19 protein-coding genes are annotated in these 22454 nt (G+C 72.8%); 16 read left to right on the top strand and 3 right to left on the bottom strand.

Going from position 1 to position 22454, the window contains the following annotated elements; genetic code table 11:
* Positions 1–2 precede the first annotated feature (2 nt).
* Positions 3–1367 carry an acetyl-CoA carboxylase biotin carboxylase subunit gene (locus ACLZOT_RS24025; RefSeq protein ID WP_416971102.1) on the top strand — a complete coding sequence of 455 codons (1365 nt, stop codon included), beginning with the start codon at positions 3–5 and terminating at the stop codon, positions 1365–1367.
* Here the strand turns inward: ACLZOT_RS24025 and ACLZOT_RS24020 are convergent.
* Entirely contained in the window at positions 1345–2226 is an 882-nt protein-coding gene (locus ACLZOT_RS24020; protein WP_416971101.1) for a hypothetical protein, read from the bottom strand. The genes ACLZOT_RS24025 and ACLZOT_RS24020 overlap by 23 nt on opposite strands.
* Positions 2227–2231: 5 nt before the next feature.
* Complete coding sequence (locus ACLZOT_RS24015) at positions 2232–4466, bottom strand: MMPL family transporter (RefSeq protein ID WP_416971100.1); 2235 nt, start codon at positions 4464–4466, stop codon at positions 2232–2234.
* A 333-nt stretch (positions 4467–4799) separates the two neighbouring features.
* Between ACLZOT_RS24015 and ACLZOT_RS24010 the strand changes: the two genes are divergently transcribed.
* From ACLZOT_RS24010 to ACLZOT_RS23985, 6 genes are all read left to right on the top strand, one after another.
* Complete coding sequence (locus tag ACLZOT_RS24010) at positions 4800–5504, top strand: response regulator (RefSeq protein ID WP_416971099.1); 705 nt, start codon at positions 4800–4802, stop codon at positions 5502–5504.
* Positions 5505–5596: 92 nt separating this feature from the next.
* The gene (locus ACLZOT_RS24005; protein ID WP_416971098.1) at positions 5597–6295 is read left to right on the top strand and encodes an endonuclease/exonuclease/phosphatase family protein; all 699 of its coding nucleotides are present in this window, start codon (positions 5597–5599) and stop codon (positions 6293–6295) included.
* Positions 6292–6756 (top strand): phosphotransferase family protein, encoded by a 465-nt coding sequence (locus ACLZOT_RS24000; protein WP_416971097.1) that lies wholly within the window; start codon positions 6292–6294, stop codon positions 6754–6756. The genes ACLZOT_RS24005 and ACLZOT_RS24000 overlap by 4 nt, the downstream gene beginning before the upstream one ends.
* Entirely contained in the window at positions 6710–7621 is a 912-nt protein-coding gene (locus ACLZOT_RS23995) for an FkbM family methyltransferase (protein WP_416971096.1), read from the top strand. Before ACLZOT_RS24000 ends, ACLZOT_RS23995 begins: the two co-directional genes overlap by 47 nt.
* Before the next feature lie 77 nt (positions 7622–7698).
* Positions 7699–11238 (top strand): BTAD domain-containing putative transcriptional regulator, encoded by a 3540-nt coding sequence (locus tag ACLZOT_RS23990; protein WP_416971095.1) that lies wholly within the window; start codon positions 7699–7701, stop codon positions 11236–11238.
* Between the two features lie 472 nt (positions 11239–11710).
* Positions 11711–12484, top strand: coding sequence for an AfsR/SARP family transcriptional regulator (locus ACLZOT_RS23985; protein ID WP_416971094.1), 774 nt, complete (start codon positions 11711–11713; stop codon positions 12482–12484).
* A gap of 104 nt (positions 12485–12588) precedes the next feature.
* Here the strand turns inward: ACLZOT_RS23985 and ACLZOT_RS23980 are convergent, their stop codons facing one another.
* On the bottom strand, positions 12589–13587 hold the full coding sequence (locus ACLZOT_RS23980) for a bifunctional lysylphosphatidylglycerol flippase/synthetase MprF (RefSeq protein ID WP_416971093.1): 999 nt from the start codon (positions 13585–13587) through the stop codon (positions 12589–12591).
* 203 nt (positions 13588–13790) lie between these two features.
* On the opposite strand from ACLZOT_RS23980, the gene ACLZOT_RS23975 reads away from it, so the two are divergent.
* The 9 genes from ACLZOT_RS23975 to ACLZOT_RS23935 are packed head-to-tail and all read left to right on the top strand — an operon-like array spanning position 13791 to position 22453.
* Positions 13791–15458 (top strand): aldehyde dehydrogenase family protein, encoded by a 1668-nt coding sequence (locus ACLZOT_RS23975; RefSeq protein WP_416971092.1) that lies wholly within the window; start codon positions 13791–13793, stop codon positions 15456–15458.
* An 8-nt stretch (positions 15459–15466) separates the two neighbouring features.
* Positions 15467–16603 (top strand): acyl-CoA dehydrogenase family protein, encoded by a 1137-nt coding sequence (locus ACLZOT_RS23970; RefSeq protein ID WP_416971091.1) that lies wholly within the window; start codon positions 15467–15469, stop codon positions 16601–16603.
* Between the two features lie 12 nt (positions 16604–16615).
* Entirely contained in the window at positions 16616–17902 is a 1287-nt protein-coding gene (locus ACLZOT_RS23965; protein WP_416971090.1) for an aspartate aminotransferase family protein, read from the top strand.
* Positions 17903–17904: 2 nt separating this feature from the next.
* Positions 17905–18405, top strand: a complete 501-nt coding sequence (locus ACLZOT_RS23960) for a type II toxin-antitoxin system RatA family toxin (protein ID WP_416971089.1) — start codon at positions 17905–17907, stop codon at positions 18403–18405.
* Positions 18405–18899: a hypothetical protein gene (locus ACLZOT_RS23955; RefSeq protein ID WP_416971088.1), complete on the top strand. Its 495-nt coding sequence runs from the start codon at positions 18405–18407 to the stop codon at positions 18897–18899. The genes ACLZOT_RS23960 and ACLZOT_RS23955 overlap by 1 nt, the downstream gene beginning before the upstream one ends.
* A complete protein-coding gene (locus ACLZOT_RS23950; RefSeq protein ID WP_416971087.1) occupies positions 18896–19459 on the top strand; it encodes a flavin reductase family protein in 564 nt (187 codons plus the stop codon). Before ACLZOT_RS23955 ends, ACLZOT_RS23950 begins: the two co-directional genes overlap by 4 nt.
* A 2-nt stretch (positions 19460–19461) precedes the next feature.
* Positions 19462–20421, top strand: a complete 960-nt coding sequence (locus ACLZOT_RS23945) for a VlmB-like protein (protein WP_416971086.1) — start codon at positions 19462–19464, stop codon at positions 20419–20421.
* Complete coding sequence (locus ACLZOT_RS23940) at positions 20418–21464, top strand: fatty acid desaturase family protein (protein ID WP_416971085.1); 1047 nt, start codon at positions 20418–20420, stop codon at positions 21462–21464. Before ACLZOT_RS23945 ends, ACLZOT_RS23940 begins: the two co-directional genes overlap by 4 nt.
* Positions 21461–22453, top strand: coding sequence for a beta-ketoacyl-ACP synthase III (locus tag ACLZOT_RS23935; RefSeq protein ID WP_416971084.1), 993 nt, complete (start codon positions 21461–21463; stop codon positions 22451–22453). The genes ACLZOT_RS23940 and ACLZOT_RS23935 overlap by 4 nt, the downstream gene beginning before the upstream one ends.
* The last annotated feature ends 1 nt before the right edge of the window (position 22454 follow it).

Below are 22454 nucleotides of genomic sequence, written 5' to 3'. Positions count from 1 at the left end.
GCATGTTCGACACGATCCTCATCGCCAACCGGGGCGAGATCGCGCTGCGGGAGATCCGCGCCTGCAAGGAACTCGGCATCCGCAGCGTCCTCGCCCACTCCTCCCGCGACACGGACAGCCTGCCCGCGCGGCTCGCCGACGAGACGGTCTGCATCGGACCGCCCCCGGCGAAACAGAGCTACCTCAACGCCGCGATGATCCTCCAGGCCGCCCTGAACACCGGCGCGCAGGCCGTCCACCCCGGCTACGGCTTCCTCTCCGAGGACGCCGACTTCGCCGACGCCTGCCGGGCGGCCGGCCTCACCCTCATCGGCCCGCCCCCCGAGGTCATGGCCGAACTGGGCAGCAAGGTCAGCGCCCGCCGGCTCATGTCCCGCAGCGGGCTGCCGCTGCTGCCGGGCGCCACCGAACCCCTCGACCTGCCCGCCGCCCGCGACCTCGCCGACCGCATCGGCTACCCCCTGCTGATCAAGGCGGCGGCCGGAGGCGGCGGGCGCGGCATGGGAGTGGCCCGGGACGCCGGCACGCTGGCGGACGTCTTCCGCACCACCCAGGCCACCGCCGCGACCCTGTTCGGCGACGCCCGGGTCTACGCGGAGCGCTACCTGAGCCGCGCCCGCCACGTCGAGGTCCAGATCCTCGCTGACCGGCACGGCAACGTCGTCCACCTCGGGGAACGCGACTGCTCCTTGCAGCGCCGCCACCAGAAACTCGTCGAGGAGTCCCCGGCGCCGGCGCTGCCCGAGGACCTCGTCGCCCGGATCCGCGCGGCGGCGGTCACGGGCGCGCGGGCCGCCGGCTACCAGGGGGCGGGCACCTTCGAGTTCCTCGTCGAGTGCGGTGACCGCCCGGCCGCCTTCTACTTCATGGAGGTCAACTGCCGTATCCAGGTGGAACATCCGGTGACGGAGATGGTCACCGGCATCGACCTCGTCGCCGAACAGATCCGGGTCGCGGCGGGCGAACCCCTGCGCGTGCGCCAGCGGGACATCGTCCTGAGCGGCACGGCGATCGAGTGCCGGATCAACGCCGAGAACCCCGCCCGCGGCTTCGCCCCCGCGCCCGGCACCATCACCGAACTGAGCCTGCCCGCGGGCCCGTTCGTCCGCGTCGACACCCACGTCCACCCCGGCTGCCGGATCGCGCCGGAGTACGACTCGATGATCGCGAAGATCATCGCCTGGGCCCCCGACCGGGACACCGCGATCGCCCGGATGCGCCGCGCGCTGAGCGAGACGTCCGTCCACGGCGCCGGCCTGCACACCACCGCCGGCTTCCTCGACGGGCTGATCGACTCGGCCGAGTTCCGTACGGCGACGCACACCACGAGCCACGTCGACACGCTCACCGGGCGCCGAGCCGCCTGACAGCGCCCCCACCGTGACGGGACCAGGCGACGCCGGCCGCGACGACCACGCCGGACGCGACCGCGCTGACAGCCAGGACCGTCACGAGGCCGCCCGCCAGCGGCCGCGTCAGCCCGTCCACCGCCACGTCCGCGACAGCCGGACGTGGCGGTGCCGTTGACAGGGCCAGCGCGATGACCAGCCGCACCGCACCGACGGCGACGGCGACCGCCCCGAGCTCCACGGCCAGCGCCCGCACCCGCCGCCGGGCCAGGAGCAGACCCGCGACCCCGAGCCCCGCAGCGGCGGGGAACAGCACGCCCGACAGGGTGTCGGTCACGCCCACCACCTGCTCGGCACGGTGCAGTGCCGGCTTGCGGAGCAGCGTGAACGACAGGTCCAGCTCGGCGGGCAGCGCCGACACCAGCGCGCCCGGCAGCCCCGCTTCCTCCCCCAGCCGCTCGACGGCGACATGGACGGTGATGTCCAGCCCGCCGGGCTTCAGGTCCACGAAGGAGGCGTCGTCGCGCAGGATCCCCACCAGTTCGGCGTGAGTCGTACGCAGTGCCGCCTTCCACGCCCACCGGAAGGCGGCACTGTCCACGACGGCCGGGGCGGCCTCGGCCACCCTGCGCCGCACGGCCCCGGGCAGCCGGTCGGCCGCGTCCGCCAACTGGCGCTCCACCTGGTCCTCGATCTGCTCCTTCGCCGCCGGGTCGGCGGGCAGCGGCTCCAGCGCCGCCACGAAACCCGGCGTGGACAGCAGCGTGTCGTGCGCCCACACCGTCGTCTCACCGGCCACGACGAGCGCCGCCGCGCCCACGACGCAGAGCCCGGCGGCGCAGGCTCGCAGTCGTGGACGCGGCGGACGGAGGGGCATCGCGGTCAGTCACCGTGTTTCTTGTCGGTGACCACCGTGAGGACCGGACCGTCGTCGTCGGCCGGGGCGGGGGCCCGCTTGCCGACGACGGGGGCGTCCGGGGGGCCCTCCACGGAGACGTGCGGCAGGATCCGGTCCAGCCACGCGGGCAGGTACCAGTTCCACTTCCCGAACAGCTGCATCGCCGCCGGCACCAGGACCGTCCGCACCACCAGGGCGTCCAGCAGGATCGCCACCGCGACCCCCAGCCCGAACTCGGCGATGATCCGCATCCCCATGAACACGAAGGCCGTGAACACGCAGATCATGATGATCGCGACCGCCGTGATGATCTGCCCGGTGACGGCCTGACCGCGCCGGACGGCGAAGTTGTTGTCGCCGGTGTGCAGCCACTCCTCATGGATCCGGCTGACGAGGAACACCTCGTAGTCCATCGACAGCCCGAACAGCACGGCCAGCATCATCGGCGGCAGGAACGACTCCACCGGCCCCCCTGGCCCCGCGCCCAGCGCCGACGAACCCCAGCCCCACTGGAAGACCGCGACCACGATGCCGAACCCGGCACCCGCCGAGAGCAGGTTCATCACCGCCGCGGTCAGCGGGATGAGCAGACTGCGGAACGCGAGCATCAGCAGCAGACAGCCCAGGACCACGACGATCGTCACGAACAGTGGCATCTTGCCGCTCAGCGCGGACGCGAAGTCCTTGTACACGGCGGTCTGCCCGCCGACATGGACGTCGAGTCCGTCCTTCTCATGCGTGGGGATCACCCGGTCCCGCAGCGTGTCGATGAGCTTCGACGTCTCCTCCGACTGCGGCGACCCCGTCGGGATGACCTGCATGACCCGCACCGTCGCGCCCGGCTCGGCCGGCGGGATCCGTACGGACGCCACCCCCGCGACGGACTCGATCTCCTGCCCCAGCCGGTCGAAGTCGGTCGCGGCCCGCGTGGACGGCACCTCCGCCACGAGCTGGAGCGGCCCGTTGTGCCCGGGGCCGAAGCCCTCGGCGAGCAGGTCGTACGCCTGGCGTGTGGTCGTGTCGGTCGGGTTGTTGCCGGCGTCGGAGGACCCCAGCCGCATCGAGAAGAACGGGATCACCAGCACCAGCATCGCCACGGTCGCGATGATCGTCAGCGGCACCGGCCGCTTCTGCACGTACCCGGCCCACCGCTCCCACCCGTGGGAGATCTGGGCCTCGGCCGGCCCCTGGTTCTTCAGCTCGGCGCGCTGCTTGCGGCTGAGCACCCGCAACCCGAACAGCGCGAACAGCGCCGGCAGCAGGGTCACCGAGACCGCGACCGCGAACGCCACCATGATCGCCGCCGACAGGCCGATCCCGGACAGGATGCTGAACCCGAGCATCAGCAGGCCCAGCATCGCGACCGCGACCGTCCCGCCGGCGAAGATGACCGCCCGGCCGGACGTGTTCATCGCCGTCACCGTCGCCTCCTCCGGACCGAGTCCGGCCCGGATGCCGCCCCGGTAGCGGGCGACGACGAACAGCGCGTAGTCGATCCCGACGCCGAGGCCGATGAACGCGGCGATGATCGGCGCGGTGCTCGGGACGCTCATCGCGTGCGTGAGCAGGTCGATCGAGAAGATCGCGCTGCCCAGCGCGAGGACCGCGGCGATCAGCGGGATCGCCATCGCGACGAACGACCCGAACGCGAACAGCATGACGATCGCCGCCGCCAGCAGCCCGATCAGTTCACTGCTCGACGTCGAGGTCTTGTCCAGCTCCCCCATGGCCCCGCCGCCGAACTCCACCCGCAGGGAGTCGCTGCGCAGCTCCGAGCCCAGGTCCACGACCTTCTGGATGTTGTCGGTGTCCAGGCTCTGGCGCTGCTTGGTGAAGGTGACCGTCGCATACGCGGTCTCCTCGTCGGGGCTGATCTGCGCCGCCCCCGACGGGGCGAACGGGCCGGCCACCGCGCCGACCTCGGGCACCTCGGCGACCTCGGCGAGCATCCGGTCCACCTCGGCCTTGACGCCCGGGTCGGTCACCTTGCCGCTCGTCGCGTGCAGCACGATGGTGCTCGAATCCCCGGAGGTCCGCTTGAACTGCGTCTCCAGCAGTTCGAGGGCCTTGGTCGACTCGGTACCGCGCAGGGTGTACTCCTCCGAGAAGGAGGCACCGCCCGCGGCGCGCATGCCGCCCGCCAGGATCGCGACGAGCAGCAGCCAGCCGCCGATGACGATGAACCGGTGGCGGAAGCACCACCGTGCGATCGCGCTCATCGGCTGCCGCCCGGGAGCCCGGTCCGATGGTTGTCGAAAAGGAGCACAACTCTGCCTTCGTGACGTAGGTCGGGATCGGCGTCTCGCCGCGCTGCACGGTCCGTTCGTCCTTGTCCACGGACCTTCCCGCAGCTCAGACTGCCTCTCGGGACACCCCGGCGTCGTCAGGCCACGACCCGATCCGGGGGTCCGGCCAGGGGGGTACGGACCGGCGGCGTACAGCCCTGGATGTACGCGCGGATGCGACTGTGACGTGACGGTCACCCACCGCCGCGCGAGCTTGTACGGTGGGTGCCCTCACCCCTGACCGACGTCCGCCCCCGGAGGCCGGAGATGACGATTCGGGTGGTCGCGGCCGACGACCACATCCTCGTACGGGCCGGTTTCAGCGTGCTCGTGAACGCCGCGTCGGACATGGAGGTCGTCGCCGAGACCAGTACCGGCCGCGACACCGTGGCCGCCGGGCGCCGGCACCTGCCCGACATCATCCTCATGGACGTACGGATGCCCGACATGGACGGCATCGAGGCCACCCGGCAACTGCTCGGGGACCCGGCCACCGACGGCATCCGCGTCATCATCCTCACCACCTTCGACCTCGACGAGTACGTGTTCGCCGCGCTCAAGGCCGGTGCCAGCGGCTTCCTCCTCAAGGACACCCCGCCCGAGCAGCTGCTCGCCGGGATCCGCACGGTGGCCGCCGGGGACGCCCTCCTCGCGCCGAGCGTCACCCGGCGCCTCATCCGGGACTTCGTCAACCGCCCCGCCCTCGACTCCGGAGTCTCGCCCGCCCTCCTCGACCCGCTCACCGAACGCGAGCGGGAGGTTCTCGTCCACGTCGCCGCGGGGCACTCGAACGCCGACATCAGCGGACGGCTCAACATCAGCGTCGCCACCGTCAAGACCCACGTCAGCCGCCTGTTCAGCAAGCTCGACGCGCACGACCGCGCCCAGCTCGTCGTCATCGCCTACGAGACCGGCCTCGTCGACCAGGCCAGGCGCCAGCAGGCCGGCCAGGGCGGTCCCGGGACGCGGTGAACGGGCGCGTGCAGCGGCATTGAAGCGGTCTGTTCCCTACGCCTGAACTCGTCCGGCCCACAGAGGCGGGCTGATGCGGGGGCGGTCCAGTCATGCGGATCATCAGCTGGAATCTTCGCGACGGCGGCCGGAGCGGCGACGGTCACCAGCGGCTGGCCCGGGCGGTCGATATCGTCCGCGCCCACGGACCCGACCTCGACTCCTTCCAGGAAGCGCGCGGCTTCGACGGCCGCCTCCTTGACGACATGGTGGGCCGACCGCGGCTGTCCGGGTTCCTCGCCACGGCGGACAGCGGATACCACGTCGCCGCCTTCACCCGGACCGAACTCGCCGCGACCTGCACCCGGTTCGGCCGCCCGGACTTCTTCCACGCGCTGATCGCTTTGCGCCTCCTGCTTTCGGACGGCGGCACCCTGTACGCCCTCGGCGCGCACTGGTGCCCGGACTTCCCGGACACCCGCCTCACCGAAGCCGCCAACCTGATCGAACTCGTCCGCGCCGACGAACCCACCCTGCTCGTCGGCGACCTCAACTCCCCGGATCCGCACGGCGATCACCCGCCCGACCTGCGGCCCGAGGACCGCGCCCGCTACTGCGCCTCCGACAGCACGACCGCGGACACCCGCGCCCTGCGGCGGCTGGAGTCCGCCGGACTGGTCGACGTGGGACGGCTGCGGGGCGAGACCGGACCCACCCTGCCCACCTGCTGCACGGACTCGGCCGGGAGCCCTGGACCGTCGTCACGGCCGGGCACGTTCTCGGGAGCGTTCACGCGGCCCTGCACGAGGTGACCGCGCCCGCGTCGCTGCCCACCATGCGCGAGGTGCTGCGGGCGCGGGGCATGCCATGCCACCGGCTGGCGCGGGCCCTGCCCACCGGGAACCGGCTCCTGCACGGGGACTTCAACCCGGCCAACCTGCTGCGGCGGCCCGCCACCGGCGTCTGGCTGACCGTCGACTGGTCCGGCGCGGCACGCGGCTGCCCCGCCGCCGACGCCGCCCTCACCCTCGTCACCATCGCCCGGGGCGCGGCACCGACGGCCACCCCCCGCTGGGCCCGCGCCGCCGCCCCGCGCCTACCTCGACGCCTACCGGGCCCACCGCGCGCTCGACCTGGACGCGGTGCGGCGCTGGGCGGCGGTGTGGCGGGTGGTGCGGTGAGGGTCCGTCGAGCCCACGGGGCGGCGGTCGGTGGGGAGGAGGCACATGTACTCCGGGCAGGATGCCGGGCAGGTTCTTCGTGGGTCCGGTGAAGGCGGTGGGGCGCTGGTGCGCCTCGCGGAACGGGTGGTGCTGGGGCTCGCCGGGCCGCGGTTCGGGGACACGCGCCGGGCCGCCCTCGTACGGCGGCTGCCGGGGCCGCTGCGCCGTCGTGACCTGGTCATCCCGTTCGGGGTGTGCGCGGGGACCCCGTTCAACGCCGGGGGCTCCGCGCCGAGTTTCGCCCTCGGGATCAGCGAGCCCCGCGTCCAGGCGGCGCTGCGGGATCTGCTGCGGCCGGGGGACGTGTTCTACGACATCGGCGCCAACGTCGGCTTCTGCACGGTGCTCGGGGCGCGTCGCGTCGGCCCGCACGGGCGCGTCTACTCCTTCGAGCCGCTGCCGGACAACGTGACGGCACTGCGCCACAACATCGCCCTCTCCGGCCTGCCGAACGTGACGGTGCTCGCCTGCGCCCTCGCCGACCGCCGTGGACCCGCCCTGCTCACACCGGCGGGGGAGCCCTTCTGGGCGCGGCTCAGCATCCTGCCCCCGCCGCCCGGGGCGCGCGCCGCGATCCCCGTCGCCTGCCGGTCCGTCGACGAACTCGTCCGCGGCGGGCGGATCGCGGCCCCGCACGTCGTGAAGATCGACGTCGAGGGCGCGGAACCCGGGGTGCTGCGGGGGATGGCCGCCACCCTGCGGACGGCCCGGCCCGTCGTCGTGTGCGAGATCCACGGCACCGGGGAGGAGATCCGCGCCCTCCTCACGGCGGCGGGCTACACCGTACGGCCCCTGCGGCACGGGGCCCGGCGTACGGCGTCCCGCCATGTCCTCGCGGTCCCGGCGCCGGATCGGGGGCGCGGATCGGGGACTCCCCACGTGGTCACCGATCCGCCGCCCCAGGGTGTGGCCTGAATGTGGGCAGGAACCTTGCCGAAAGCTTGCTTCACTGGTCGGCGCGGGTGGGTGAGCCGCGAGGTCGGGGAGAGCGCGTGACGGAATTCCTGCTGTTGGGCACGGTCGAGGTACGGGGCGCGGACGGCACGGCGGTGGACCCCGGCCCGGCCAAGCGGCGCGCGGTGCTGGCGGCGCTCCTGGTGGACACGGGGCGCTGGGTGACCGTCGAGACGCTGGTCGACCGCGTCTGGGGGGAGGCGGTGCCCGCCCGGGTACGGCCCTCCCTGTACGCCCACATCGCGCGGATCCGCCTGTCGCTGGCCGACGCGGCCCCGGCGGCCGAGGGGCTGCGGCTGCGGCGCGGACCGGGCGGGTACCTGCTCGACGTACCGCCCGAGCAGGTCGACCTCCACCGCTTCCGGTACGTCGTCGAGCGGGCCCGTACGGCCGGGTGCACGGACGCCGAGCGGGCGGAGACCCTGCGCCAGGCGCTCGGGTGGTGGCGCGGGGAACCCCTCGCGGGGCTGACCGGCACGTGGGCCGAACACACCCGGGAGAGCTGGCGGCAGGAACGCGTCGAGGCGGTCCTCGGCTGGGCCGACGCCGAGCACCGCACCGGCCGGCCCACCGGAGTGATCGGCGCGCTGACCGCCCTCGCCGCCGAACACCCGCTCGTCGAACCGCTCACCGTCGCCCTGATGCGCGCGCTCGCCGCAGCGGGCCGCAGCCCCGAGGCCCTCACCCGCTACGCCGCCCTCCGCAACCACCTGGCCGAAGAACTCGGCACGGACCCGGGCACAGAGGCACGCCAGATCCACCAGGCACTCCTACGGGGCGAGCCCCTGCCCCCGCCACCACACGGCACACGGCCGTCCGACCCCGGCACGCCACTGCCCGGCCCGGGCACGTGGCTGCCGGGTTCCGGTGCCGTGCCGCCTGGCCCTGGCGTTCCGCCGCCAGGCTCCGGCACTTTGCCGTCCGGCCCTGGCACGCCGCTGCCCGGCCCGGGTACGCCGCTGCCGGGTTCAGGTGTCCTGCCGCCTGGTCCTGGTGTGCTGCCTTCCGGCTCCGGCAGCACGCTTCCCGGTCCTGGCGTGCCGGAGCCCGGTTCCGGCACGTCGCTGCCGGGTTCAGGTGTCCTGCCGCCTGGCCCTGGCGTGCCGTCCGGCTCCGGCTCGCCACCACCCATCCCCGGCACGCCGCTGCCCGGCTCCGACTGCGCGCTGCCCGGCTCTGGCACGCCGCAGCCCGGTTCTGGTGCCGTGCCGTCCGGCTCCGGCTCGCCGCCACCCATCCCCGGCATGCCGCCGCCCGGCTCCGACACATTGCCGTCCGGCCCCGGCACGCCGCAGTCCGGCTCCGGTGCCGTGTCGCCCGGTCCGGGCATGTTGCCGCCGGGTTCCGGTGCCCCGCTGCCCGGCTTGAGCACCCCGCCATCCATCCCCGGCGCCCCGCCGTCTGACTCCGGGGCCCTGCCGTCCGGCTCCGGCTCGTCGCTGCCCGGTCCTGGCGCCCAGCTCCCCGGCTCCGACGCCCAGCTCCCCGGCTCCGGCGCTCTGCCGTCCGGCCCGGCCACTTCGCTGGCCGTCCCCGCCACCCCGCCGGCCGTCCCCACCCTTCTCCCCCCGGCCCAACTTCCCCTGGCCGCCCGGGGTTTCACCGGGCGGGAGCGGGAGTTGGCTCGGCTTGACGGGATTCTGGCTGCTGCTGACCGGCGGCCTACCGCGGTGGTTGTGTCGGCGGTGTCGGGTACCGCGGGGATCGGTAAGACGGCGCTGGCGGTGCACTGGGCTCATCGGGTCGCGGATCGGTTTCCGGACGGTCAGTTGTATGTGAATCTGCGGGGGTTCGATCCGTCGGGCGTGGCGCTGGCGCCCGAGCAGGCGGTGCGGGACTTCGTCGGCGCGCTCGGGGGACCGGCGCAGCATGTTCCGGCGGGGCTTCAGGCGAGGGCGGGGCTGTACCGGAGCCTGCTCGCGGGGCGGCGGGTGCTGGTGGTGCTGGACAATGCCCGTGATGCCGACCAGGTACGTCCCCTGCTGCCCGGCTCGCCCGGCTGTCTGGCCGTCGTCACCAGCCGCAACCGGCTCACCGGCCTCGTCGCGGCGGAGGGCGCCCACCCGATCGCCCTGGACCTGCTCTCGCCCGTCGAGGCCCGTGCCCTGCTGGGCCGGCGGCTCGGTGAGGAGCGGGTCGCGGCCGAACCCGACGCCGTGCGGGAGATCATCACCCGGTGCGCCCGGCTCCCGCTGGCCCTCGCCATCGCGACCGCCCGCGCCGCGGCCCACCCGGGCTTCCCCCTCGGGGCGGTCGCCGAGGAACTGCGCGACAACCGGGGCAGCCTCGACGCCTTCGACGGCGGCGACCTCGCCACCGACGTACGGGCCGTCTTCTCCTGGTCCCACGACGCGCTGACCCCCGTACAGGCCCGGCTGTTCGCGCTGCTCGGGCTGGCTCCGGGGCCCGACATCGAGCTGTTCGCGCTGGCCTCCCTGGCCGGGCTGCCGGGGAGCGTGACCCGCGCGGCGGTGCGGGCGCTGGAGAACCTGCATCTCGTGGAGGAGGCGGAGCCGGGGCGGTGGCGCATGCACGACCTGGTCCGCCTGTACGCCGCCGACCGGGGCCGCCAGGACCTCGCCACCGAGGAGCGGGAGGCGGCGCTGCGCCGGCTGACGGGGTTCTATCTGCACACCGTGTCCGGGAGCCTGCGGGTGATGCCCCTCGACGACGTGCCCCCCGACCTCGGCGAGCCCGAACCCGGCTGCCGGCCCCGGCCGTTGACCAGCCAGGCGCAGGCGCTGCGGTGGCTGACCCGCGAACTGCCCAACCTGCTGGCCGCGCAGCGCCTGGCGACCGAGCGGGGCTGGCGCCGGTCCGTGTGGCAGTTCGCGTGGAGCCTGGACCAGTTCTACGGCCTCCTCGGCCAGGTCCACGACCGGGTGGCGATGTGGCGGGCGGCCCTGGACGCGCTCGGCCCCGACGACCCGCCGGACGTCCACCTGCGCGTCCACCGCCGCCTCGGGCACGCCAGCACCCACGTCGGGGCGTACGACGAGGCCCGCGAGCACCTCGCGCACGCGCTGGCCCTCGCCGAACAGGCCGGCGACCGCGGGGCGCAGGCCCGGATCCACATTGCGCTCGCCCAGGCGTACGGGCAGCAGGACCGCCTCCGGCCGGCGCTGGCGCACTCCCACCGCGCGCTGCGGGCCCTCCCGGAGTCCGAGCTGCCCGCGCTGAAGGCCGCCGCGTTCAACGCGGCGGGCTGGTACAAGGCCCGCCTCGGCCGCTACGCGCCGGCCCGCGCGCACTGCGAGGCCGCGCTGCCGCTGGCCCGCCGCGCCGGGCACGAGAGCATCGAGGCCGACATCCTCGACAGCCTCGGCTACATCGCCCACCACACCGGCCGCCACCGGGAGGCCGTGGACCACTACCGGCTCGCCGTGGCCCGCTACCGGGGCTCCGGTTCGGACCGCTGGGTCGCCGACACCCTCGACCGCCTGGGCCACACGTACGAGGCCCTCGGCCTCCCCGCCGAGGCGCGCGCCGTCTGGGAGGAGGCCGCCGCGATGTACGCGGACCAGCACCGGCCCGTACCGGAGGAACGCGTCCGGGAGCAGCTCGCCCGCCTCGGGTAGCCGCGCGGGATCCGGTCAGGAAAGGCCGGGGGAGCGGTGACCGCGGCGACGGCCCTCGTACGGACCGGCGTTATGTGACGTGCGTCACGGCCTCCGTTTGGGGTGGGTGACTCTCGGTGAGCGGATGGGGATCGGCCGCTTCGGTCTTTGCCAGCGGCCTTTGCTGCTTATTTACCCGTTGTGGAATGGAGTGGTCCGTCGATTCAGTACTTCGTGAGGTGTGTCTCCGCGGGGCAAGTCTGTTGACCATCCGCAGGTGGGAGGGCTAGCGTTCGGGAGATGGCGGCCACGGGGGAAGTTGCTTCCATTTACAGTCGTACGGAAAGTGTGTCAATGAGGCAAGGCGTGAATCATTGATCGGGACGCCCCTGCGGGCTGTTCGTCGTGATGGTTGCCGTCCCGTCTTCTCATGTGCTCTTCCTCCGTAGTCTTGTGGCGCTCTCGCGCCGAGCACTCGGATGTTGGGGTGAGAATGGAGATTCACCTGCTGGGCTCGTTGGAGATGACCGACGAGCATGTTTCGCTGGACATTCCCGGGGAAAAGTTACGTGCCATTGTCGCTACTTTGGCGCTGACTCCCAATCGTCCTGTCTCCCGTAACGACCTCATCGACGAACTGTGGGGCGAGAACCCGCCCCGTCGCGCCGAGAACTCGCTGCACGGCCATATCGCGCGATTACGCCGCATCATCGCGGCCCGTACCGGAACAGGCGGCCTCCGGGACCTGATCGTGACCTCGAACTTCGGCTACGCCCTCTCCCTGCCCGACCGCCATGTCGACGCCCTGTTCTTCTGCGACCTGGTCCGCAGGGCGGCGCTCCTCCAGGACTCCGCTCCCGAGGACGCCGTCCGGCTGCTCACCGAGGGGCTCGCCCTGTGGCGCGGGCCCGCGCTGCTCGACACCGGCCACGGCATGCTGTGCCGGATGGCCGCCACCCGCTTCACGGAGACCCGGCTGACGGCGTACGAGCAGCTCTTCGACGCCCAGTTCGCGCTGGGCATGCACCGCTGGGCGGTCACCGAACTGGAGCAGCTGCACGCCCAGTACCCGCTGAGGGAACGCTTCTGCGAGCAGTTGATCACCGCCCTGTACCGTTCGGGCCGCCAGGCCGAGGCCCTCGACGCCTACCACCGCACCCGCCAGCGCCTCTCCCAGGGGCTCGGCCTGGAGCCGGGGCACGCCCTGCGCGCCCGCTTCCAGCAGATCCTCCGGCAGGAACCCCTGCCCGGAATGGTCGGCCGCTGACACCGCCCGGCCACTGACACCTGCCACCACCGACACCTAGCCACCACCGACAAGCGCCCCCCGGCCCCGCACAGGGCCAGGGGGCGCCGCTACCGCGCGGCCCCTCAGATCGACCGCGTCACCCGCAGGATCTGCCAGATCGCCCCGAACCGGGCCCGCCCGTGAAAGGCCAGATACTCGGGAAGCACCAGCTGGGGCGCCCACTTCTCCTTGTACGCGAGCTGACTGGACGCCGGATACACCTTCTCCCCGTGCTCGGCGAGGAACCGCATGAACCGCCCCGTCACCGCGCTCGCGGCAGGCACCTCGACGTCCTGGTCGAGCCGCGTGAACGGCGTGAACCCGAAGTGCAGCCACTCGGCCCCCTCCTCCCGGAACACGCCCACGGCATGCGCGTTGACCGCCTCCATCACCCCCGGCCCCGCCCCGCTGTCCCGCCGGCTCAGGTCGTGCAGCCAGCCCGGACGCGAACCGTAGGCGGGGGAGTAGGAGATGTACGCGACGACGGCCCCCTCCACCCGCCCCACGAACAGCCGCCGCTCGCCCTGCGCGGGCCCGCCGCACTGCCCGACGAGGAACTCGATCTCCTTGACGTGCCGCCCCTTGCCGCGCAGCCACCGCCGGTCCAGGGCCGCGAGCTCCTCGGCGACGTCCTCGTGGGCGACCTCGTCGACGCGCAGGCCGCTGCGCCCGGCCCGGGAGATCTTGTTGCGCAGCTTCACGAACCGGGACCCCTTGAGCGTGAAATCGGGCAGATGCAGGGAGAACGACGACCCCACCTGGTTCACGGTGAATCCACAGCGGGCGTACAGGTCGGCGTCCGGGCGCTGGAGCTGGATCGCGCAGACCCTTTTCCGCGCGGCCCGCGCGAATTCCACAAAGGCGTCCAGGAGCTTTTCCCGCTCCTCCTCCGGGCCGAACACCCCGCCGAACTGCACCAGATAACGGCCCGCCGTCCGATAGGCGACGAACCCTTCCGTACCCGGCACCGAGAAATACTCGGTGCCCGTGTTCAGCGCCAGGAAAGCGCTCGGATTGTCGGCGTACTTCCGCAACGCCTGCGCGGCGGTGTCGAAGGCCACCGAACCCTCGGTCGTTGACATTCCGTCCCCCTGTCGCCCGGCCGGACCTGGACTCGTATACGCATACCTTTCCCGCGGATTCTCGGACCACCGGCTTCGATACCCCTGAAACGGCCGTCTCAGCCCCGTCTCAGGGCCTTCTCAGTCCCCGCTGCGAGATTACTGAGCGCAGCCGGAAGCGCATATGCAGACGGCCCGGAGCACCTGACGAAAGCGGGGGACGTGTGAACGGCACGCAGGAGGTCCGCCTCGCCCCGGGGACCCCGACGTATCTCTCCTACGTCGACGGCAAGAACATCCCGGGCACGGAGTGGATCTACGTCCTGGACGCGGCGGCACTGCTCGACGACGCGTTCACCAGCCTCACCCTCAAACGGAAACTGGAGCGCGGGCAGCACACGGGCGGGAGCCAACTGCCGCCCACCATCGTCGGCCGGGTCGCCAAGGCGGGCCGCGAGACCGTCGTCCACGCCCTGGAGGCCGCCGCCCGCGCCACCCGCGTCTGGTCGGCGGTGCCCCTCGACGTCCGCCTCGACCAGCTCGGCACCCTGCTGCGCGAGCGGCTCGCCGAACGCGCCGGGGAGATCACCGACATCCTGGTCAAGGAGGGCCACCCGCTGGCGCTCGCCCGCTGGCAGGTCTCCGGCATGCTGGAGTGCTTCGGCCCCGAGTCGCTCGGCTTCTACCGCGCCCAGATGCTCCAGGAGTTCCGGCACGGGGTCCGCGAGATCTCCGTACGCCGCCAGCCCGACGGCGTCGTCTGCCTCAACCCGCCGCAGAACGCGCCCCTGTCCAGCGCGCTCCTCGGTGTGACCTCGCTCTTCGCGGGCAACGCCCTCGTCGTGCGGGCCCCGCGCAGCGCCCCGCTCGGCGTGATGTACGTCCTGCACGAGGTGGTCGTGCCCGCGCTGGAGGAGGTCGGGGCGCCGCCCGGCACCCTCGGCGTGGTGTGCGGCGACCCGGCACCCATGCTGAACACCTGGCTGCACAGCCCGCACGTCGACGACATCATGTACTTCGGCAGCAGCGAGAACGGCCTGCGCTTCCAGGAGCGCTGCGTCGCCGCCGGGAAGAAACCCATCCTCGAACTCGCCGGCAACGACGTGGTGGTGGTCTGGAAGGACGCCGACGTCGAACTCGCCGCCGAGGCCCTCACCGAGAGCTTCTACGGCTCCGGCCAGCTCTGCATGATCCCCAACCAGGTCCTCGCCCACCCCGACGTCGCGGCGGCCCTGACCGCCGAACTCGCCCGCCAGAGCGCCCTGGTGAAACCGGGCCGGGCCGGCGACGAAGGCGTCCTGCTCACCCCGGTGCTGCGCAACGAGAAGTTCTTCTCCTGCCTCGCCGACGCCCTCGACGCGGGCGCCGAACTGGTGTGCGGCGGCCACGCCATGCAGCTCGACGGAGCCCGCGACCCCAACGGCATCTTCCTCGAACCCACCGTCGTCGTGGTCCGCGGCCTCGACGGGGCCCGCGACGTGCGCGCGGTGGCCCACGAGACCTTCTTCCCGCTGCTCCCCGTCGTCGTCCCCGAGCCCCCCGACGGCGACGACGCGGAACTCCTGGAGAAGTTCATCGACTGGGTCAACACCAACGACTACGGGCTGCGCAACTCCCTGTGGACGGGCGACCGGGCGGTCATCGACCGGTTCACCGCGCGCGTCACCCAGGGCGGCCTGCTGAAGGTGAACGACTCGCACATCGGCTTCCTGCCCTACCTGCCCACCCACGGCGGCACCGGCCTGACCGGCGGCGTGTTCGGCGAGGCCAACTACCCCGCCCTGCGCACCTCCCACGTCCAGGGCGTCAGCGTCAGCGGGCGGGCCCTGCGCCCCCGCGAGGCCGTGTTCGGCGCCGCCCACCCCGTGTCCCGCATCCACCACCGACCCTGAGGAAGCCCATGCGTGCCCTGGACGCGGCCCGGGAGACCTGCGAGAGCTGTCTGCCCGGCCTGCTCGAAAGCCTCGACGACATTCCGCTCACCGACCTGGAGAAACCCGGCAGCCCCGGCCTCGCGCACTTCCGCGCCGCCGGGGGACCGGCGCTGGTGATCCCGAAGGAGTACCAGGGCATCGGCGCCGACCCCCTCCAGGCGCTCGCCGTCGTCCGGGCCATCGGCGCCGCCTCGCCCTCCCTGGCCGTCGCCACGACCATGCACCACTTCTCCGTCGCGACCCTCTTCACGCTCGCCGACTCCATCAAGAGCAGCGGCATGGAGTGGGCGCTCCTCGAAGGGATCGCCGAACAGAACCTCCTGGTCGCCTCCGGGTTCGCCGAGGGCCGCCCGGCCCAGGGCATCCTGGCGCCGACCATGCGGGCGACGGCCGCCGAGGGCGGCTACCTCGTCAACGGCTCCAAGAAGCCGTGCAGCCTCTCGCGGTCCATGGACCTGCTGACGGCGAGCGTCGCCCTGCCCACACCCGAGGGGGGCGAGGAGATGGCGGTGCTGCTGGTGCCGCGTACCACCGACGGCATCAGCAGCCACCCCTTCTGGCGCAGCCGGGCGCTGGCCGGCGCGGAGAGCGACGAGGTACGCCTCACGGACGTCTTCGTCGACGAACAGCTCATCATGCGCACCGAACTCGGGGAGTCCGGCGAACTCGACCAGCTCCAGACCACCGGGTTCATCTGGTTCGAACTCCTCATCTCCGCCTCCTACGTCGGCATGGTGTCCGCGCTGGTCGAGCGCGTGTACCGGGCGGGCCGGGGCAGCGAGGCGGACCGGGCCGACCTGATCGCCCGGCTGGAGAGCGCCCACCTCCTCCTCGAAGGCGTCGCCCGCATGGTCATGGACGGCGAACGCGGCAACGAGGCCCTCGCCAAGACCCTGGTGGCCCGGTACGCGGTACAGGACGCCCTCGGCGCGTGCGTGAACGCGGCCGTCGAGACCCTCGGCGGCATGGCGTTCATCAGCTCCTCCGACGTCGCCTACCTCGCGGCCGTCGCCCACGGCCTGACCTTCCACCCGCCGTCCCGCGCGAGCTTCCGCGCCCCCTTCCTCGCGCACGTCGCGGGCGAACCGCTGCGGCTGGCCTGAGATGGAGACACCGTGACGATCACCCCGCCCGCACCGGACGTCCTGCCCGACCGGCACGCCCTCGGGCGCCTGTACCGCACCCGGCTCAGCAAGGGCCGCGCCACCCTCGGCGAGCTGTTCGGCGGCCATGTCGAGGTCGCCTCCGAGGGCGCCCACGTCACCACCGCCGACGGCCGCCGGTTCCTCAACTGCGGCGGCTACGGCGTCTTCCTCACCGGCGCCCGCCACCCGGCCGTCGTCCGCCGGGTCGCCGCCCAGCTGCACACCCACCCGATCGCCACCCGGCTCTTCCTGGAGCCCCAGGCCGCGCTCGCCGCCGACGCCCTGGTGTCCGTCGCCCCCCAGGGCCTGACCCGCACGCACTTCGCGGGCTCCGGCGCCGAAGCCGTGGAGACGGCGATCAAACTCGCCCGCACCCGGGGCCGTACCCGCCTCGTCGCCACAGACGGCGGCTACCACGGCAAGACGATGGGCGCCCTCACCCTCACCGGCAAGAGCCTCTTCCAGGACCCCTTCCGCCCCCTGCTCCCGGACACCACGCACGTCCCCTACGGCGACGCCGAAGCCCTCCGGGACGTCCTCGCGCGCATCCCCGGCGAGGGCTGCGTCTTCGTGGAACCCGTCCAGGGCGAGGCCGGCGTCGTCATCCCGCCCAGCGGCTACCTCACCCAAGTCGCCGCGCTGTGCCGCGAGTTCGGCGCCCTCCTGGTCCTCGACGAGATCCAGACCGGCCTGGGACGCCTCGGCACCTGGTGGGGCGCGGACGCCGAGGGCGTCGTACCCGACATGCTGCTCGTCGGGAAAGGGCTCAGCGGGGGTGTCGTGCCCGTCTCGGCGGTCCTCGCCACCCCGGAGACCTTCGCCGCCTTCGACCGCGACCCCTACCTGCACACCTCCACCTTCTCCGGGGCGCCCCTCGCGATGGCCGCCGCCCGCGGGGCCATCGAGGCGATCCGGGGTGACGACCTCGTCACCCGCGCCCGGGACCTCGGCGCGCGGCTCCTCACCGACCTGCGCGCCATCGTGACCGGCCACTTCGGGGCGGCGGTCCGCGAGGTGCGCGGGCGCGGGCTGATGCTCGGCATCGAGTTCGCCGAACCCGGGCCCGCCGGGGACCTCCTCATCGAGCTGATCCAGCACGGCGTCATCGCCAACCACTCCCTCAACTCCCACCTCGTCCTGCGCCTCACCCCGCCCGCCGTCCTCGACGGCGCGGACCTCGACCTCCTGCGCGAGGCGATGGACCGCGCCTGCCGGATCCAGGCCGCCCGCTACACACCGACCCCAGGAGGTGCCTGACCATGCGCAGCGCACAGGTCACGATCCGCGCGGTCGCCGTCGCACCCGCCGACGCGTTCGACCGGGTGAAGGACTTCGCCGCCTACCCCCGCCTCTCGCCCGTCGTCCGGTCCGTGACGGTGACCCGCGCGGACGCCGGCACCGAACACAGCGACTGGGAGGTGTACTTCCGCAACGGCATCCTGCGCTGGAGCGAGACCGACACCTTCGACCGCGCCGCCCTCACCATCGCCTTCGCCCAGGACGACGGCGACTTCGCCGAGTTCACCGGCACCTGGCGGATCCGCCCCGACGGCGAGGACAGCCTCATCGACTTCGCCACCGAGTTCGACTTCGGCATCCCGAGCCTCGCCGGGATCCTCGACCCCGTCGCCGAACGCGTCTTCCGCGAGACCATCGGCCTCGTCGTCACCGGCCTGTTCGCCAAGGCCGAGATCGTCGGCGACGACGCCCTCGTCCGGGCCGTCGAACTGGCCCGCGAACGCACGGCGGGGGCCCACTGATGGACGCCAAGAACACTTTTGACACGCCCGTCACCTACCGGCTGATCCGCGCCGAGTACGCGGTCGGCCTCGCCGTCGCCGTCGGCTTCTTCTTCGCCCACCTCGGCGAGGTGCGCTGGCTGCCCGCCACAGCCCTCTTCCTCTACATCGACCTCATCGGCTACATCCCGGGCGCCATCGCCTACCACCGCAGCAAGGACAAGCAGCTCCCGAAGATCTACTACGTCCTCTACAACACGATGCACAGCCTGGCCACGCAGACCGTCGTCGCCCTCCTGTGGATCTGGCTCGCGGGCGCGGAGTGGGCGCTGCTCGCCCTGCCCATCCACCTCTTCGGCGACCGGGCCCTGTTCGGGAACTTCCTCAAACCCTTCGCCCTGCACTTCGAGCCGGTGACCGACCCCGCCTTCCAGCGCTTCCGGTCCGAGTACGCCGCCCACGCGGCCGACCGCACCCGCCTCGTCGAGCACCTCGACGCGAGGCCCACCCCATGACCTCCCCGAGCACCACCCGCACCGCCCACTGGCCGGCCGGCAGCGCCGCCGCCACCGCCCGCGCCACCACCCACCGCCTCGCCACCGGCGTCACCGTCCTGACCTGCAACCGCGACGAGAACGCCCACGGCGTCACCGTCTCCACCCTGACCCTCGCCTCCATGAAACCGCCGATGGTGTCGGTCGCCCTGCGCCACGGCAGCCGGGGCCTGGCCGCCCTCCTCGCCGCCGGCACCTTCGCCGTGAACGTCCTCGGCAGCCGCCAGGACCCCCTGGCCAGGCACTTCGCCCGCTCCGACCGCGGCGAGGGGCTCACCCGCCCCGGCCCCGAGGTCTGGGCCGGCCACACCGCCGACGGGGTCCCGCTGCTCGGCGGCGCCGTCGGCTGGCTCCAGTGCCGGGTCACCCGCACCGTCCCGGCCGGCGACCACGAACTGGTCCTCGGCCTCGTCACCGACGCCCGCCTCGGCACCGCCGACACCCCGCTGCTCACCTTCGCCGGAAACCTGCACCGGCTCCCCGCCCCCGCCTCACCGGCCGACGACACGACCCGGAGCTGACCATGACCGACGCCTCCATCCCGCCCGAAGCCGACTGGGACCGCGCGCCGTCCCTCGTCGACGGCGCCGGCTCCCTCGAACTGACCGCCGCCGACTGCGACCTGCGGTACTGGCTGCGCGCCGTCCCCCAGGGCACCCTGCGCGGCAAGGTCCTCGGCCACGACGAGGACGTACGCCCCCACGAGGTGACCCGGAACCCCGGGCCCCTCAACGAGGCCCTCACCCAGGAACTCGCGTTCCGCTCCATCGCCGAGGATAAGGCGACCCGCGCCCTCGGCCACATGGTGGCGCTCGCCCCCGACACCGCGACGCTGGAGTTCTACACGACCCAGCTCATGGACGAGGCCCGGCACGCGATGGTGTTCCGCCGCCACCTGCTGAGCCTCGGCGTCCCCGAACACGACCTGTTCGCGACCGTCGACCGGCTCGCCGCCGCCGACCGCGACGCCGTCCTCGTACCGCTGGAGAACCTCGGACTCCAAGTACTGCGCGACGAACGGGACTTCATCGGCGGGGTCGTCGTCCTGACGATCCTCGTCGAAGGGGTCCTCGCGCCCGCCGCCCAGCTCTCCGAGCTGAAGTGGCGGGTCTTCGACCCGGCCGCCGCCGACGTCGAACGCGGCGCCGGCATCGACGAGATCCGCCACCTCACCGTCGGCAGCTCCGTCGCCCGCGAGCACCTCCTCGCCCACCCCGAGGACAAGGAACGCCTCCTCGACCTGATCACCCGGGGCCGCGCCCTGTGGGAGAAACTGCCCGCCACGGAGATGACACTGCGCCGCGAGACCCTCTTCCAGAAGGGCCTGGACGCGCACCGCGACCTCGCGGGCGACTACGAGATCTGGCCCGGCCGCCGCCTCGCCGACACCACCGTCGAGGAACGCGTGGAGACCGCCCACGCCTGGTCCGAGGCGATGCAGCGCAAGCGGCTCATCTACATGGGCCTGGAGGAGGCGATATGACCACCGCCGACGCCCGGGACGTCCACGGCACCGGCACCCTGGAGGAGATCACCCGGCTCGTGCGGGACGCCGGACTGATGGACACCCGGCCCCGCTGGTACGTCTACAAGATCGCCGCCAACCTCCTGCTCCTCGCGGCCGGCTGGACCGCCTTCGCACTCCTCGGCGACACCTGGTGGCAGCTCGCCGTCGCCGTGTACCTCGGCCTGATGTTCGGCCAGAGCGACCTCATCGGCCACGACGCCGGCCACCGGCAGATCGTCCGCACCCGCAAGGCCGCCGACACCATCGGCTACCTCCACGGCAACCTCCTGACCGGCGTCAGCTACGGCTGGTGGGTCAAGCACCACACCGCCCACCACAACTACCCCAACCACCTCTCCATGGACCCCGACATCCTGCGCCGCCAGGTCATCTTCGACGCCGGCGACCGGGTCAAACGCACCACGCCCTTCCAGCGGTTCGTGGTCCGCCACCAGTCCTGGATGTTCTTCGTCCTCATCACCATGGAAGGCGTACGCCTCCACCTGTCGGGGTACGTCGCCGCCCGCAAAGGGGCGCTCACCAAGTACCGCAAGTCCGAACTCACCGTCATCACCCTGCACTTGGTGCTCTACATCGCCGCCCTGTTCTATGTCCTCCCGCCCGGCAAGGCCGTCGCCTTCCTCGCCCTGCACCAGGCCGTCTTCGGCTTCTACATGGGCCTGATGTTCGCCCCCAACCACAAGGGCATGCCCGTCCGCGACGGCGACAAGGAAGACCTCGACTGGCTCACCCGGCAGGTCGTCACCTCCCGCAACCTCAAACCCAGCAGGCTCAGCGACTTCTTCTACGGCGGCCTCAACTACCAGATCGAACACCACCTGTTCCCGTCGATGCCGCGCACCAACCTGCGCCGCGCCCAGCCCATCGTCAAGGACTTCTGCCTGCGCAACGGACTGCCCTACGTGGAGGTCTCCGTCCTCGCCTCCTACCGGGCGGTCGCCGACCACCTCGACGACGTCAGCGGACAGGTGGCCCGGCTGGAGAGCGGGGCCTCATGAACAAGGCGGCCGTCGTGTGCGGGCTCGGCACCTGGGTGCCGCCGTACGCGCTGACCAACGACGAACTGGCGACGCTCGTCGACACCTCCGACGCGTGGATCCGCAGCCGCACCGGCATCGGACGCCGCCACATCGCGGACGCCTCGACGGCCACCAGCGACCTGGCGGTCGAGGCGGGCGGGCGGGCCCTCAAGTCCGCGTCCGGACCCGGCGGCCGGGACGTCGACGCTGTCATCGTCGCCACCACCACCCCCGACCACCCCTGCCCGGCCACCGCCCCCCTGGTGGCCGCCCGGCTCGGCCTCGGCACCGTCGCCGCGTTCGACGTCGCGGCCGTCTGCACCGGCTTCCTCTACGGCCTCGCCACCGGCGCCGGACTCATCGCCGCCGGCACCGCCGCACGCGTCCTCGTCATCGGCGCCGAGACGTTCTCCCGCATCCTCGACCCCGCCGACCGGGCCGCCCGCGCCATCTTCGGCGACGGCGCCGGAGCCGTCGTCCTGCGCGCCGGGGACCCGGCCGAACCCGGCGCCCTCGGCACCTTCGACCTCGGCAGCGACGGCAACGGCAGCGACCTCATCACCGTCCGCACCGGCGGCTCCCGCCACCCCCACCCCACCGCGGGGGACACGGCCGACCCGTACTTCCGGATGAACGGCAAAGCGGTCTTCCGGGGCGCCGTCGAGCGGATGACCGAGTCCTCCCGCCGGGTCCTGGCCGGACGGCGGCCCGACCTCGTCGTCGCCCACCAGGCCAACCTGCGCATCCTGCACGCCGTCGCCGACCGGCTCGGCGTCGACCGCGCGGACTGCTACGTCAACCTCGACCGCGTCGGCAACACCGCCGCCGCGTCCATCCCCCTCGCCCTCGGCGACGCCGGCCGCGACGGAGCCCTCGTACCCGGCCGGCAGGTCCTGCTCACCGCCTTCGGCGGCGGACTCACCTGGGGCGCGACCACCCTGACCTGGCCGGACATCGAACCGGCCTGAC

Source organism: Streptomyces sp. 4F14 (assembly GCF_048159485.1).
Taxonomy (GTDB): domain Bacteria; phylum Actinomycetota; class Actinomycetes; order Streptomycetales; family Streptomycetaceae; genus Streptomyces.
This window is presented reverse-complemented; position numbering and strand designations above follow the sequence as displayed.